This is a genomic window from Fusobacterium necrogenes (assembly GCF_900450765.1).
Classification (GTDB): Bacteria; Fusobacteriota; Fusobacteriia; order Fusobacteriales; family Fusobacteriaceae; genus Fusobacterium_A; species Fusobacterium_A necrogenes.
This window is the reverse complement of record NZ_UGGU01000003.1, coordinates 715,211-728,812: the sequence shown is the minus strand read 5'-3', so window position 1 is coordinate 728,812 and position 13,602 is coordinate 715,211. Positions and strand designations below refer to the sequence as shown.

11 protein-coding genes are annotated in these 13,602 nt (G+C 29.9%); 3 read left to right on the top strand and 8 right to left on the bottom strand.

Annotated elements, in window-relative coordinates:
* Positions 1-13: 13 nt before the first annotated feature.
* The 3 genes from DYA59_RS03710 to DYA59_RS03700 all read right to left on the bottom strand — a co-directional run bounded on the left by DYA59_RS03710 (position 14) and on the right by DYA59_RS03700 (position 4,891).
* Entirely contained in the window at positions 14-1,105 is a 1,092-nt protein-coding gene (locus tag DYA59_RS03710) for a ParA family protein (protein WP_115269508.1), read from the bottom strand.
* Positions 1,106-1,202: 97 nt separating this feature from the next.
* The gene (locus DYA59_RS03705) at positions 1,203-3,797 is read right to left on the bottom strand and encodes a cation-translocating P-type ATPase (RefSeq protein ID WP_115269506.1); all 2,595 of its coding nucleotides are present in this window, start codon (positions 3,795-3,797) and stop codon (positions 1,203-1,205) included.
* A gap of 236 nt (positions 3,798-4,033) precedes the next feature.
* Entirely contained in the window at positions 4,034-4,891 is an 858-nt protein-coding gene (locus tag DYA59_RS03700) for a sirohydrochlorin cobaltochelatase (RefSeq protein WP_245943713.1), read from the bottom strand.
* Positions 4,892-5,122: 231 nt separating this feature from the next.
* On the opposite strand from DYA59_RS03700, the gene DYA59_RS03695 reads away from it, so the two are divergent.
* Positions 5,123-5,803: a response regulator transcription factor gene (locus DYA59_RS03695; protein WP_115269504.1), complete on the top strand. Its 681-nt coding sequence runs from the start codon at positions 5,123-5,125 to the stop codon at positions 5,801-5,803.
* The gene (locus tag DYA59_RS03690; RefSeq protein WP_115269502.1) at positions 5,803-7,134 is read left to right on the top strand and encodes a sensor histidine kinase; all 1,332 of its coding nucleotides are present in this window, start codon (positions 5,803-5,805) and stop codon (positions 7,132-7,134) included. The genes DYA59_RS03695 and DYA59_RS03690 overlap by 1 nt, the downstream gene beginning before the upstream one ends.
* Positions 7,135-7,261: 127 nt before the next feature.
* Here the strand turns inward: DYA59_RS03690 and clpB are convergent, their stop codons facing one another.
* Positions 7,262-9,838, bottom strand: a complete 2,577-nt coding sequence (gene clpB, locus DYA59_RS03685; RefSeq protein WP_115269500.1) for an ATP-dependent chaperone ClpB — start codon at positions 9,836-9,838, stop codon at positions 7,262-7,264.
* Positions 9,839-10,049: 211 nt separating this feature from the next.
* On the opposite strand from clpB, the gene DYA59_RS03680 reads away from it, so the two are divergent.
* Complete coding sequence (locus tag DYA59_RS03680) at positions 10,050-10,547, top strand: PTS sugar transporter subunit IIA (protein ID WP_115269498.1); 498 nt, start codon at positions 10,050-10,052, stop codon at positions 10,545-10,547.
* A 122-nt stretch (positions 10,548-10,669) separates the two neighbouring features.
* Here DYA59_RS03680 and DYA59_RS03675 read toward each other — a convergent pair whose 3' ends face one another.
* The 4 genes from DYA59_RS03675 to DYA59_RS03660 all read right to left on the bottom strand — a co-directional run bounded on the left by DYA59_RS03675 (position 10,670) and on the right by DYA59_RS03660 (position 13,572).
* Positions 10,670-11,305 carry an amino acid ABC transporter ATP-binding protein gene (locus tag DYA59_RS03675; protein ID WP_115269496.1) on the bottom strand — a complete coding sequence of 212 codons (636 nt, stop codon included), beginning with the start codon at positions 11,303-11,305 and terminating at the stop codon, positions 10,670-10,672.
* On the bottom strand, positions 11,305-11,931 hold the full coding sequence (locus DYA59_RS03670; RefSeq protein WP_115269494.1) for an amino acid ABC transporter permease: 627 nt from the start codon (positions 11,929-11,931) through the stop codon (positions 11,305-11,307). The genes DYA59_RS03675 and DYA59_RS03670 overlap by 1 nt, the downstream gene beginning before the upstream one ends.
* Positions 11,932-11,950: 19 nt before the next feature.
* Positions 11,951-12,712, bottom strand: coding sequence for an amino acid ABC transporter substrate-binding protein (locus DYA59_RS03665; protein WP_115269492.1), 762 nt, complete (start codon positions 12,710-12,712; stop codon positions 11,951-11,953).
* A gap of 293 nt (positions 12,713-13,005) precedes the next feature.
* A complete protein-coding gene (locus DYA59_RS03660; protein WP_115269490.1) occupies positions 13,006-13,572 on the bottom strand; it encodes a xanthine phosphoribosyltransferase in 567 nt (188 codons plus the stop codon).
* Positions 13,573-13,602: the final 30 nt, after the last annotated feature.

Below are 13,602 nucleotides of genomic sequence, written 5' to 3'. Positions count from 1 at the left end.
TTTCCCTCCTGCTCTACATCTCCATTATTATATCTAACAAACTATTCTGTGCTTCCTCTATAGATTTTGCCTTACTCTCCCATATGGTCTTTCCTTTTTTTACAAGACTTTCTATTAGTGATGTCTCTTTGATTGGCTCTGGAAATAATATATCTGTTTCTTTTAACATAGAATTTAACTTTTCCAAAATATCCTTTTGAGTAATAGTAGCTCTATATAGATTTACTAGTATAGCATGTATCTTCTCTATTCCTGCCTCTTCTATTACATTTATTACCCCTTTTAATGTCGGTATATCACAAAAAGCTGGAATTATAATCTTATCAGAACACCTTACAAACTCTGTATCTATCTTCATAGTAGGAATACTATCTATCAAAATATAATCATACTCTTTTTTTAGATGATCTATAAAAATTGGTAACTTCTCTAGAAATCTCTCTGTAAAAACTGAACTCTCTAGTGGAATAAAGTCTAGATTTTTTCTAAGGTTAAGCTTATCTCCTTTTCCAGTCATAACCCAACTTCTAAGTCCCTTCTTTAACTCTATACTTTCTTGTTTTTCTTCTGGAATTGTAAAATCTATTATATTATTTTGAGAATCTGTAGTTAAAATTATTACTTTACTTCCTTTCATTGTAAGCCCATGAGCTAGTTGTACTGTAAGAAAAGTTTTACCTATTCCTCCTTTATTTACCTTTAGGGTGTATACCTTCCCTATTCTTTCTTTTCTATCGATAATAACAGCTCCATCTTCTAGTGTTATGTTGACATCATTACTATCTTTTGTAATTTTTAATGTATCCACTACACCAAAAGGAATATTAAGTTTTGCTACATAGTAATCCTTATCTTTGTACACTTTACTAAAATTTATATTTACATTTTTTCTATACTCAATTAAATCTCCATGTATATTTTTTTCTTCTACTTCCTCTTTACACCTGCCCTTAGTTAAGGTGATGACTCCATCTTTCATAGAGAAAACTATCTCATTTTCATCCTTACTTACATTCAATGCTTCTGTTATACTTTTATCTATTGTAAGTACTGCATTATTAAAACTTCCATTTTTTTTATAAAATAGTCCTATCTTCTTTTTCATCTATAACTCCTTTATAAAAAACTAAGTCGCATGCATGCGACTTAGCTTGATATTACTATAGACATTCTAACATACTTTTGGTATGATTTCAACTATTTTATCTTTTATATTTAAAATATTTAGATATCTGTATAATAATAGTTGGAATCAACGCTAATCCATATATAATTAATATATCATTTAATTCTAAAGGAGCAACTTCAAATACTTTATGTATAGCTGGTATTAGTAAAACTCCATTTAGTAATACAAATCCTATAAAGAATGCTAAAACCGAAAATGGATTACTCATAAATCCTAGCCCTATTATTGAACTATTAGCTCTACAGTTAAATCCATGAAAAAGTCTCGCTAAACATAAGACAGCAAAAGCCATTGTACTACCTTTGAAAGCATCTTTTATCTCTCCATATCCAAAATAAAATCCTATCATAACAAATATAGCTATAAGCACTCCTTCAATAATTATTCTACTAGAAAGAGTTTTAGTAAGAATTGGTTCCTTAGGATCTCTTGGTTTTTCTTTCAAAACCTCTCCATGCGATGGTTCCATTCCAATAGCAATAGCTGGTAAACTATCTGTAAGTAGATTTATGAATAATAGATGTACTGGTGCAAATATTACTGGTAACCCTGCAAATGATGAATAGATTACAGCTAATATAGCAGCAGTATTTCCAGAAAGTAAGAATCTTATAGAGTTTTTAATATTAGCATAGATATTTCTTCCTGTTGTAACAGCCTTAACAATTGTAGAAAAATTATCATCAGCAAGTATCATAGAAGCTGCATCTTTAGAAACTTCTGTTCCTGTTATTCCCATAGCTATTCCAATATCTGCTCTTTTTAATGCGGGAGCATCATTTACTCCATCTCCAGTCATAGCACAAATTTTTCCTAATGATTGCCATGCTGTAACTATTCTTATTTTATGCTCTGGTGAAACTCTTGCATATACAGATGTATGAGCTACTTTTTCTTTTAGCTCCTCATCACTCATTTTTTCTAATTCTACTCCCTCTAATACATTATCTCCATCTTGATATATCCCAATCTCTTTTGCTATTGTTTTAGCAGTAACTTTATGGTCTCCTGTTATCATTACAGGCTTAATTCCTGCCATTATACATTTTTCTACAGCTTCTTTTGACTCTAATCTAGGTGGATCTATCATTCCTACTAAACCTACAAAAATATAGCCATTTTCATCCTCATAACATATATCTTTCTCACACTCTAAGCCCTTGTATGCATAAGTTAAGACTCTAAGTCCTGTCTCAGCAAACATAGTATTAATATTTTCAATCTCTTTTATATCCTCAGAAGTTATAGCTCTTATTTCATTTCCATGAATTATAGATTTTAATTTAGGTAGTAATGAATCTAAGGCTCCTTTTGTAAACATTGTTATCTTTCCATCTATCTCATGTACCGTACTCATAAGTTTTCTATCTGAGTCAAATGGTATTTCAGATATACGTGGATATTTCTCTTTTAACTCTTTATAATCTACACTATATTTTTTTGCTAGATTTATTAGAGCTATCTCAGTAGGATCTCCTACCTCAGTAGTTGCATCATTACATAATACCGATTCTTTTAATACTATATCTTCAGCTAGCCTTGTATCATCTAAACCAGTATCCTCAACAACTCTACCACTTACATATACTTTTTTTACAGTCATCTTATTTTGTGTAAGTGTTCCTGTCTTATCTGAACATATTACTCCTACACAACCTAAGGCTTCTACTGATTTTAAATTTTTAATAATAGCATTTTCTTTAGAAAGTTTTTGTGTTCCTATTGCTAGTACAATAGTAACTATTGAACTAAGTGCCTCAGGTATAGCAGCTACAGCTAAAGCCACTGCAAACATCAAAGAGTCTAAAATCTTAACTCCATGTAATAGATTTATAGCAAAAATAATTCCACATAGTATGATTATTCCCAATGATAATTTCTTTCCAAAATTATCTAGTGAAACTTGTAACGGAGTAGTTTTTTCTTTTGTTGCTTCCAATAGTTTAGCAATTTTTCCAAGCTCAGTATTCATACCAGTAGCAGTAACTAATATTACTCCTCTACCATAACTCACTAAGCTTCCAGAAAAAACCATATTTTTTTGATCTCCCAATGCTAATTCATCAGCTTCTATTACATCGCTTTTCTTCTCTACACCCTCAGATTCTCCAGTAAGAGAACTTTCATTTACAAGTAACGAAAAACTATCTAAAACTCTACCGTCAGCAGGAACTAAATCCCCAGCTTCTATAAAAACAATATCCCCAGGAACAACCTCTTCTGATGATAATTCAACTTTTTCTCCATTTCTTAAGACTTTTGTTTTTGGAGATGAAAGTGATTTCAAACTATTTATTGACTCCTCAGCCTTAATATGTTGAACAGTTCCAAGTATAGCATTGATTATTATTACCACAAGGATAACGATTGTACTTTCTATATTTCCAGATATAGCAGAAATAATCGAAGCAATTATCAAGATAATTACTAAAAAATCCTTAAATTGTGATAAGAAAACAGCTAGTGTGCTTACTTTTTCCTCTTCATTTAATTGATTTTTACCATACTTTTTAACTCTTTCCTCCACCTCTTGACTATTTAGTCCATTTTTCGTTGTTTGAAACTCTTGTAAAACTTCCTCTTTCGATTTTGAAAAATAGTTTTTCATAAATCCTCCTTTTGTTATTCTATTTTATTATTACTTAATTAATAAAAAAAGACTTTTAATACGAAGTATAAAACTCCGTATTAAAAGTCTTGTTACCACTTGGGTATACAGTACCAGAAAGCCCTAGACTCCGTGATGTTGATACTATATTTTCAACTACTCCCTTTTAATACCTAACTATCTTTTTACCTTCAAAATAATATCACAGTTTTTATTAAAAGTCAAGAATTTTATTATTATTCATTCTTAGCTCTAGAATATTCAATTTTTTTAGCTGCAATATCTTCTGGCCTATGCTCAGAAATAAACCTTATATGTTCTAAATATATGTCTTGAATATCTTCATTCTCTCCAAGTCCCATCATTACTATCTTTAAAATTTTAAATCCAGCTTCTTGTAAGTCCTTATTCCAATCACCAGCTATATCATTTTGAGCATGATCTCCAGCTACAAACATAAACGGAATAAGAATTACCTCCCTTATTCCTCTAGCATTTAGTTTTTTTACTACATTATCAAATTCTGGATATCCCTCTATAGTTCCAACAGCATAATTATCATATCCTTTAGCTGAAAATACATAATCCATCATAGGATAAGCTGAACCAGCAAAATGCTTTGTTCCATGTCCTACTAATACAACACCTTGATTTTCTTTTAAAACTCCAACCTTTTTTACAATAGCCTCAGCTACCTTTTCATAATCAGTTACTTCAGTAAGAAGAGGAACTCCTAACCTTATATCTTTAAAAAATTTTTCATATGAAGCTACTTCTTTTTTCAAATTTTCACTCTCTATTCCATTCATAATATTTGTACTTTGTACTAATACATGTGTATATCCTTGGGCTTTTAATTCATCAAGTGCTTCTTTTGGATTTAACTTCACTACTCCTCGCTCTTTTAATTTTCTCATAATTATTCTTGAGGTATACGCTTCTTTTACGATTATACCTTTGAACTCTTTCTCTACTTTCTGATTAATTTTATCAATAGTCAAAGTTCTAGTTTCATCATAAGTTGTTCCAAAGTGTACCATCAATATAGCCGCTTTATCCCCTTTTTGCATACCCTTAAAAAAATCTTTATTCACAATATTCCTCCCAATTTTATCATAATTTTAATATACTATTTTTAACTAAAAATGTCAACATCTATAAATCTAGTATAGATTGTCAAAATAGCTAAAAATTATCCCATTGACAAAGAAAATAATAAATACTAAAATTTAATTAATTAGGAAAATTTTTGAAATAAAAGATATATATATTTTAATCTAATTTTAATCAAATGCTGATAGGATATCTAAGAGGAGGAAAAGAGTATGAGAATACTAGTAGTAGAGGATGAAAAAGATTTAAATAGAATTATCACCAAAAAATTAAAAGTAGAGGGATATAGTGTAGACTCTTGTTACAATGGAGAAGAGGCACTTCTTTATATAGATGGAGCTAGTTACGATATAATTTTAATGGATATAATGATGCCAAAACTCAATGGTTATGAAACTTTGAAAAAAATAAGAGAGAAACAAAATTCAACTCCAGTACTTTTTCTAACTGCTAAAGATAGTATTGAAGATAGAGTTAAAGGACTAGATTTAGGAGCTGATGACTATATAGTTAAGCCTTTTCATTTTGATGAATTGATGGCTAGAATAAGAGTTATGATAAGAAGAAGTCATGGTTCGTTGAGTAATGAAATAAAAATTGCTAATCTAGTAATGGATTGTAATAAAAGAATTGTTAAACGAGGAGATAAGGAGATAGACCTATCTGCTAAAGAATTTGCTATCTTAGAATATATGATACAAAATCAAGGTATAGTTCTAAGTAGAGAAAAACTTGAAGAGCATATTTGGAACTATGATTATCAAGGTGCTTCTAATATGATAGATGTATATATAAGATATCTTCGTATTAAAATGGATAATGATTTTGAACCTAAACTCATACATACAGTAAGAGGCGTCGGTTATGTTTTGAAAGAAAAGGAGAATAATTGATGAGATTTCTAAATATTAAGACCAAAATAACTCTTTGGTATACAACTTTTATGGTAGCTCTTGTCGTAACTATATTAGGAGTCCTTGTCGAATTTACAGATATAACTTTACTCACTAATCAAAAAAATCAACTTGTAGAGGTGATTGAAGATACAATAGAAGATATTAAAGATGGAGATGACTTTGATTATTTTGATGATAATGTCTTTATTATTACCTATGATAAAGAAGAAAACTATTTAAATGGTAGTATTCCTTTTAACTTTTCAATTGACTATCCCTTAAAAAATGGGCAGTTACAAGAAGTTGGAGAAGATAAAAAAAAATTCTATATCTATGATAGAAGAGTTAATCCTCCTTATGGAGATTGGTTTTGGGTACGTGGAGTATTTTCAGATATGCAAATCAATAATGTCACACAAACAATAGTAAAAGCAGCCTTTATCTTACTTCCTATCTTAGTCATCATCTCAACTGGTATTGGATATTTTATAACTAAAAAAGCTCTATTACCAGTAAAAAAAATACAAGAAACTGCTGAAAATATAAGTAAGAGCAATCAACTTTCTTTAAGAATTGGCCTTCCATCTGGAAGCGATGAGATAGCTAGACTTGGGACTACTATAGATAATATGTTAGAAAAACTAGAAAAAAGTTTCTTAAAAGAAAAACAATTTACCTCTGATGCATCTCATGAACTGCGTACTCCAGTTACAGTTATCTTAGCTGAGAGTGAGTACATGTTAGAACACGGAGAAAATATTGAAGAAGCTAGAGAGTCTATGGAAGTTATAAATAGACAAGCAAAAAAGATTTCTGCTCTTATAAATCAACTCTTATTTTTTAGTCGAGCCGATAGAGGAGAGATGGAAATAAAGTTAGAAAAAGTAGACATTATACAAACATTAAAAGATTTAAAATCTGATAATACTATTGAAGCTAATAAAAGAAATATCACTATAGAGTATGAAAATAACTTAGAAAATAAAGAGTATTCTGTAGATAAAATAATGTTTATAAGAGCTATTCAAAATATATTACAAAATGCTATAAACTATGGTAAAGAAAATGGATTTATAAAAATTTCTAGTTTTGAAGAACCAGATTATTTAGCTATAAGTATAGAAGATAATGGAATAGGAATAGAACAAGAAAATTTAGAAAAAATTTGGAATAGATTTTACCAAGTAGAAGAGTCAAGAACTGGTAGTAGCATGGGTCTAGGTCTTTCCATGGTAAAATTAATCATCGAAAAACACCATGGTTATGTAGATATAAAAAGTGAGCTAGGAGTTGGAACAACTTTTACACTATATTTTAAAAAAGTATAAGTTTTATCTTTTAATCATACTCTAATAAATAAAAATAACTACTTAGGTCAGTAAAAATAAATGAAAAGTAAAATTTAAAACTTTTCAATTGAAGTCTACTACCTAGGTAGTTATTTTTTAATAAGTACTAGCTCTCTACTCTTTTAAATTTAATTTCATTATTTTCTAAAATTACATCGACCTTATCTCTTTCTTTAATCTCATTAGATAGAATAAGTTTAGCTAAAGATGTCTCTAACTCTTTTTGTATAAACCTTCTAAGTGGTCTTGCCCCATATTGAGGCTCATAAGCATTTTCAGCTAAATATTTTATAACCTCTTCAGAAAAATTTAATTGTATATATCTATCTTTTAATTTTTCCTCTACTGATTTTAAAGCAAGTCTTACTATATCCTTTATTGAGTTTAGATCTAAGGCCTTAAATGTTATGATTTCATCAACTCTATTCAAAAACTCTGGCCTAAAGTTAGCTCTAAGTTGATCTAAAACTCTTTCTTTTGTGCTTTCACTGAGATTAATATCATCAAGAATTAAACTACTTCCTATATTAGAGGTCATTATGATCAAGGTATTTTTAAAGTCTACAACTCTTCCTTGTCCATCAGTTAATCTACCATCATCTAAGACTTGTAATAAGATGTTGAAAACATCAGGATGAGCTTTTTCTATCTCATCAAATAAAATTACAGAGTATGGTTTTGTTCTAACTGCCTCTGTTAATTGTCCTCCCTCTTCATATCCTACATATCCTGGAGGTGCACCTATAAGTCTAGTAGTAGAGAATTTATCCATATATTCACTCATATCTATTCTAATTACACTCTCTTCACTATCAAACAGATTATATGCCAAAGATTTTGCTAAAAATGTTTTTCCTACTCCGGTAGGTCCTAAAAATATAAATGATCCCATAGGTCTATTTGCATCTTTTAGTCCTGCTCTAGATCTAATCATTGTATCAGCCACAGATTTTACAGCTTCATCTTGTCCTTTTACTCTCTCTTTTAATGAAACTTCAAGATTTAAAATTTTCTCCTTTTCTGTTTCGGCTAATTTTGCAACTGGTATACCAGTCCATTTAGAAACAATATCAGCTATCTCATCAGAAGTTACTTCCTGCTTTAAAAGTCCAGTATTTTCATATGACATATCAAGCTTATCTTGTTGCTCCTTCAACTGTTTTTCAAGAATACCAAGCTTACCATATTTTAATTCTGATAACTTACTTAAATCATAATTTCTCTCCGCTTGTTCCATCTCAAGTTTAACTTTTTCAATCTCCTCTTTTATCTCCTTTAGTTTAGTAATATCTTTCTTTTCTAATTCCCATTGAGATTTTAAAAGTGACTTCTTAGAATTTACTTCTGCTAACTCTTTTTCTAGATTTTCTAATCTCTCTTTTGAAGCTGTATCTGTCTCTTTTTTCAATGCTTCTCTTTCTATTTCGAGTTGCATACTTTTTCTTGTAAATTCATCTAATTCTGCTGGCATAGAATCTATCTCTGTTCTAATCATAGCAGCTGCTTCATCTATCAAGTCAATTGCTTTATCTGGTAGCTGTCTATCTGCTATATATCTATTACTTAAAGTAGCCGCAGCAACAATGGCTCCATCTGATATCCTAACTCCATGATACATTTCAAATTTTTCCTTAAGTCCTCTTAATATCGATACAGTATCTTCAACAGTTGGCTCATTAACTAATACTATTTGAAATCTTCTCTCAAGAGCTGGATCCTTTTCAATATATTTTCTATATTCATCAATAGTAGTTGCTCCTATTACTCTTACTTCACCTCTAGCGAGCATAGGTTTTAAAATATTTCCAGCATCCATTGCACCATCAGTTTTCCCAGCTCCTACTATAGTATGTATCTCATCTATAAATAGAATAATATTTCCATTTGAGTTCTCTACCTCTTTTAGTACACCTTTTAATCTCTCTTCAAACTCTCCTCTGAATTTCGCTCCAGCTATTAAAGCTCCCATATCTAAAGAATATATAACTTTACCCTTCAAAGATTCAGGTACATCTCCATTCAAAATTCTTTGAGCAAGACCTTCAGCTATCGCTGTCTTACCTACTCCTGGTTCCCCTATTAAGATAGGATTGTTCTTAGTTCTTCTTGAAATAATTTGAATTGCTCTTCTTATCTCTCCATCTCTACCTATTATGGGATCAATCTTACCTTCTCTTGCAAGTTCAACTAAATTTTTTGCATATTTTTCTAATACCTCATAATTTGCTTCAGGATTTTGAGAGTCCACTTTTTGATTTCCTCTTATTTCTTTCACTACCTCTTCATACTTTTTCTCATCAAGGCCTAATCTTTTTAATATAGGTAAATATCTAATAAGTGCCCAAAAAAGATGTTCTACACTTATGTAAGAATCTCCCATTTTTTCCATTAAGCTATCTGCTTCAATGAGTACTTTATGAGTTCCAGAGTCTAGAGCTACATCACCTAAGTTATTTCCTTCTATCCTTGAAAATTTTGAAATTTCATTCTCTACTTGCCCTATGATATAGTTTAGATTTAATTCCAATTTTTCAATTATTCTTGGAATAAGTCCTTCACTATTTTTAAGGAGAGCCAAAGCTAGAAACTCAGGTTTAATAAATTGTTGTTTTGCTTTTATAGCCAAACTTTGAGCCTCCTGTAAAGCAAGTAATGAGTTTTCTGTAAATCTATTTTGATTCATTAAAAACGACCTCCTTTTTTTGTTAGCACTCTATATAATTGAGTGCTAATATATTTATATTTTGATTATAGAACATAAAAGGTTTTTTGTCAACTATTTTCAAACAAATTTTTTTTTATTTTTTATAAAAAAAATTAAAAATTAATTGATTTATTATTAAAAATATGAAATAATATGATATAGCAGTAGACTAAGTATAGGGAGGATTCGTATGGGATTATTTGATTTTTTCAAAAAGAAAAGTAATGAGGAATGGTTTGAAATCTACTCTCCATTAAATGGAAAAGTAATAGATTTATCTGAAGTTCCTGATGATGCTTTTTCTCAAAAAATGGTAGGAGATGGATGTGCTATTGATCCTGCTGAAGGAGCAATTTGTGCACCAGTTTCTGGAGATATTGGGATTTTTGAAACTAATCATGCTGTAACTTTCGAAACTGAAAATGGACTAGAATTAATTGTTCACTTTGGAGTAGATACAGTAGAATTAAAAGGAGAAGGATTTAAAAAATTAACTGATGCAGATTCTGCTAAAGTTGGAGATAAATTAGTTGAATATGACTTAGCTTTTCTGAAGGAAAAAGCTCCATCTGTTAAAACTCCTGTCATCATCGCTAGTATGGATGCAGTAGAAAAAATAGATGTTGTAGCTAAAGGAAAAGATGTTAAAGTTGGAGATCTTATCATGAAGGTTTTATTAAAAAAATAATCATTAAAAAAGGAAAAGAATTAAATATCTTTTCCTTTTATTTTTTATTCTTTATATTTAAAAACTCAAAATTAATTTTTATATTTTGGGAAATTTTAAATTAAAAAATAACTACTTAAATATTATTTATTTTTTCTTATTTCCTTAATATTCCCATTTTCCATGACAACTATTCTATCAGATATCTTATTCACAAACTCTATCTCATGACTTACTATTACCATTGTCATATCTGTCGTATCTCTTAGATTTTGAATAACATTTAAAACTTCATTTACCATTTCAGGATCAAGTGCAGAAGTCGGCTCATCAAAAAGTAAAACTTCTGGATTTTTTGCCATTGCTCTAGCTATAGCAACCCTTTGTTTTTGACCTCCTGATAAAGCCTTAGGATAAAAATTAGCTCTATCTTTTAATCCCACCTTATCCAATAACTCCAAACCTATTTTTTTAGCTTCTTCCTTTGGCATTTTATCTACTACTATTAAGGATTCCATTATATTTTGAAGAGCTGTTTTATGTGGGAAAAGATTAAAAGATTGGAAAACCATCCCCATTTTCTTTTTATCAGGAGTTTCTATAGTTCCACTGTGTATCTCCTCTAAATCTATCATACATCTGAGAAGAGTTGATTTTCCCCCACCTGAAGCTCCTATTATTGAAACAACCTCTCCCTTTTCTATATCTAAATTTACACCTTTTAATATCTCTATATTTCCTTCATAATTTTTATGTAGATCCCTTATCTTTATAATCATTATATCATCACCTTTTTCTCTACTCTTTCAAAGAATATTACAACAATTGTTGAAAGTATTAGATATATAACTGCACAAATTATAAATGGGGTAATTGAAAAATCTCTAGTTACTATTTCTCTTGAATTTCTTAATATCTCTGCCATACCTATTGCTGAAATTAATGAGGTATCTTTTATAAGTGCTATTGCTTCGTTTCCTAAAGGTGGAAGAGCTGTAATTAAAGCTTGAGGAATAATTATTCTAACCATTGTTTGCCAATAACTCATTCCTAAAACTTTAGCAGCTTCATACTGTCCTTTGTCTATACCTAATATACTTCCTCTGAATATCTCACAAAAATAGGCTGTATAATTAACCACAAATGTAAGGGCTGCAGCTGTAAAAGGAGATAAAGTAATTCCTATCACAGGTAATCCATAATATACAAAGAAAAGTTGTAACAGTAATGGAGTTCCTCTAAATATCCAAGTATAAACTTGTATCCCATTACTTAAAAGAGGGTTTTTAGATATTCTTCCTAATGATATGATAACCCCTAAAGGTAACGAAAATACCATTGTTATTATATATAACTTTACCGTCAGTCCCAAGCCTTGTAATATAAATAAAACATTACTATCCATCTTTATCTCCTTTTATCTTTTATTTTCCAAGCCATTTTTCTACTATTTTATCAAATGTTCCATCTTTTTTCATCTCATCTAGCAATCTATTAATTTCATTTAGAAGAGTTTTATCTTGTTTTCTTAAAGCTACTGCATAATTCTCATCAGCTAAAGTTTCTACTGAATAAGTCAATGTAGATTTTTTAGCATTATAATATTTCCCTGAAATTTCATCCATAACCACTGCATCTAATCTTCCTGCTTCTAAATCTAAAAGTGCCTCAACATTTGTAGCATATTTTTTTAATTCCTTTATCTCTTTTCTAATTGGATTATCTTCCACTGATTGAGCACCTGAACTTCCTAATTGAACACCTACAACTTTTCCAGCTAAATCTTGAACTTTAGCAGGTTCAGTTCCCTTTCTGGTAAAAATTATTTGATTATCAGTTAGATAAGGTTTCGTAAAAGCTACTTGTTTTTCTCTAGCTGGAGTAACTGTCATTCCATTCCAAACCATGTCTATATTTTTACTTCTTAATTCGAATATTATAGCATCCCATTCACTAGGTTTAAATCTAGCTTCAACTCCCATTCTTTTAGCTACTTCTTTAGCTAAATCTATATCTAAACCTACTATTTCACCTTTTTCGTCTCTAAATCCCATAGGTGCAAAAGTGGCATCTAATCCTACTATAAAATATCCTTTTTTCTTTATCTCTTCTAGTGACTTATCTGCACCAAAAGAACTAATAAAAACACTCACCATCATCATTAAACACATAACTACTTTTTTCATACTTAATCCCCCTTGTTTTGATAAATAAAAAACCATCTGTTTTTATCCAGATGGCTTACTTCAAATTACGAAAATCTTTTATTTTACCATCATAGATACAGTTCTTAATTGCATGCTAATCAGAGTCTGTATCTATGAAACTAATTCACATAACAAACTCTCTACCTATGATGGTGATGATGTATTGTTGTCAAATTAAATAAAATAAAATTTCCTTTCATAACTTATCTCCCTTAAAATAATTTTTCTATAAAATAATAATACACCTATATCATAAATTTGTCAATACTTTTTTATCTAAAATTAATTTCTCCATTTTCTAAGGAATCTACTACAGCTAATGATTCTACTCTCAATCCAGAATTTAAAAGTAACTTTTCTCCACCTTGGAACCCTTTAGTAACAGCTATTCCTACTCCCATAACTTCTGCTCCTGCTTGCTCTACTAACTCTTTTAATCCTAGAACAGCATTTCCCATAGCTAAGAAATCATCTATTATCAAGACCTTATCATGTGGTTCTAAAAAATCCTTTCCAACGCAGATAGTGTAATCTTTATTTTTAGTAAATGAAAACACTTTAGTAGTATAAAATTCCGCCATTGTTGAAGGTACTTTTTTTTTGGCAAACACCAAGGGTACATTAAAAGCATATGCTGCAGCAAGTCCTATTGCTATTCCTGATGCTTCTACAGTGAGAATTTTATTAATCTCTACTCCTTGAAATCTTTTTTTAAATTCTTCTCCCATTTTCATCATAAGAACAGGATCAATTTGATGATTTAAAAAACTATCTACCTTTAATATCTTTGAACCAATAGCCTTTCCATTATTTAAGATGTATTCTTTTAGTAATTCCATGTTTAAAATAAGCCTCCAATACTTAACAAA

Bases quoted from the DNA above. Each gene is read 5' to 3' on its own strand.
- DYA59_RS03710 (WP_115269508.1), bottom strand. From the start codon at position 1,105: ATGAAAAAGAAGATAGGACTATTTTATAAAAAAAATGGAAGTTTTAAT.
- DYA59_RS03705 (WP_115269506.1), bottom strand. From the start codon at position 3,797: ATGAAAAACTATTTTTCAAAATCGAAAGAGGAAGTTTTACAAGAGTTT.
- DYA59_RS03695 (WP_115269504.1), top strand. From the start codon at position 5,123: ATGAGAATACTAGTAGTAGAGGATGAAAAAGATTTAAATAGAATTATC.
- DYA59_RS03690 (WP_115269502.1), top strand. From the start codon at position 5,803: ATGAGATTTCTAAATATTAAGACCAAAATAACTCTTTGGTATACAACT.
- clpB (WP_115269500.1), bottom strand. From the start codon at position 9,838: ATGAATCAAAATAGATTTACAGAAAACTCATTACTTGCTTTACAGGAG.
- DYA59_RS03680 (WP_115269498.1), top strand. From the start codon at position 10,050: ATGGGATTATTTGATTTTTTCAAAAAGAAAAGTAATGAGGAATGGTTT.
- DYA59_RS03675 (WP_115269496.1), bottom strand. From the start codon at position 11,305: ATGATTATAAAGATAAGGGATCTACATAAAAATTATGAAGGAAATATA.
- DYA59_RS03670 (WP_115269494.1), bottom strand. From the start codon at position 11,931: ATGGATAGTAATGTTTTATTTATATTACAAGGCTTGGGACTGACGGTA.
- DYA59_RS03665 (WP_115269492.1), bottom strand. From the start codon at position 12,712: ATGAAAAAAGTAGTTATGTGTTTAATGATGATGGTGAGTGTTTTTATT.
- DYA59_RS03660 (WP_115269490.1), bottom strand. From the start codon at position 13,572: ATGGAATTACTAAAAGAATACATCTTAAATAATGGAAAGGCTATTGGT.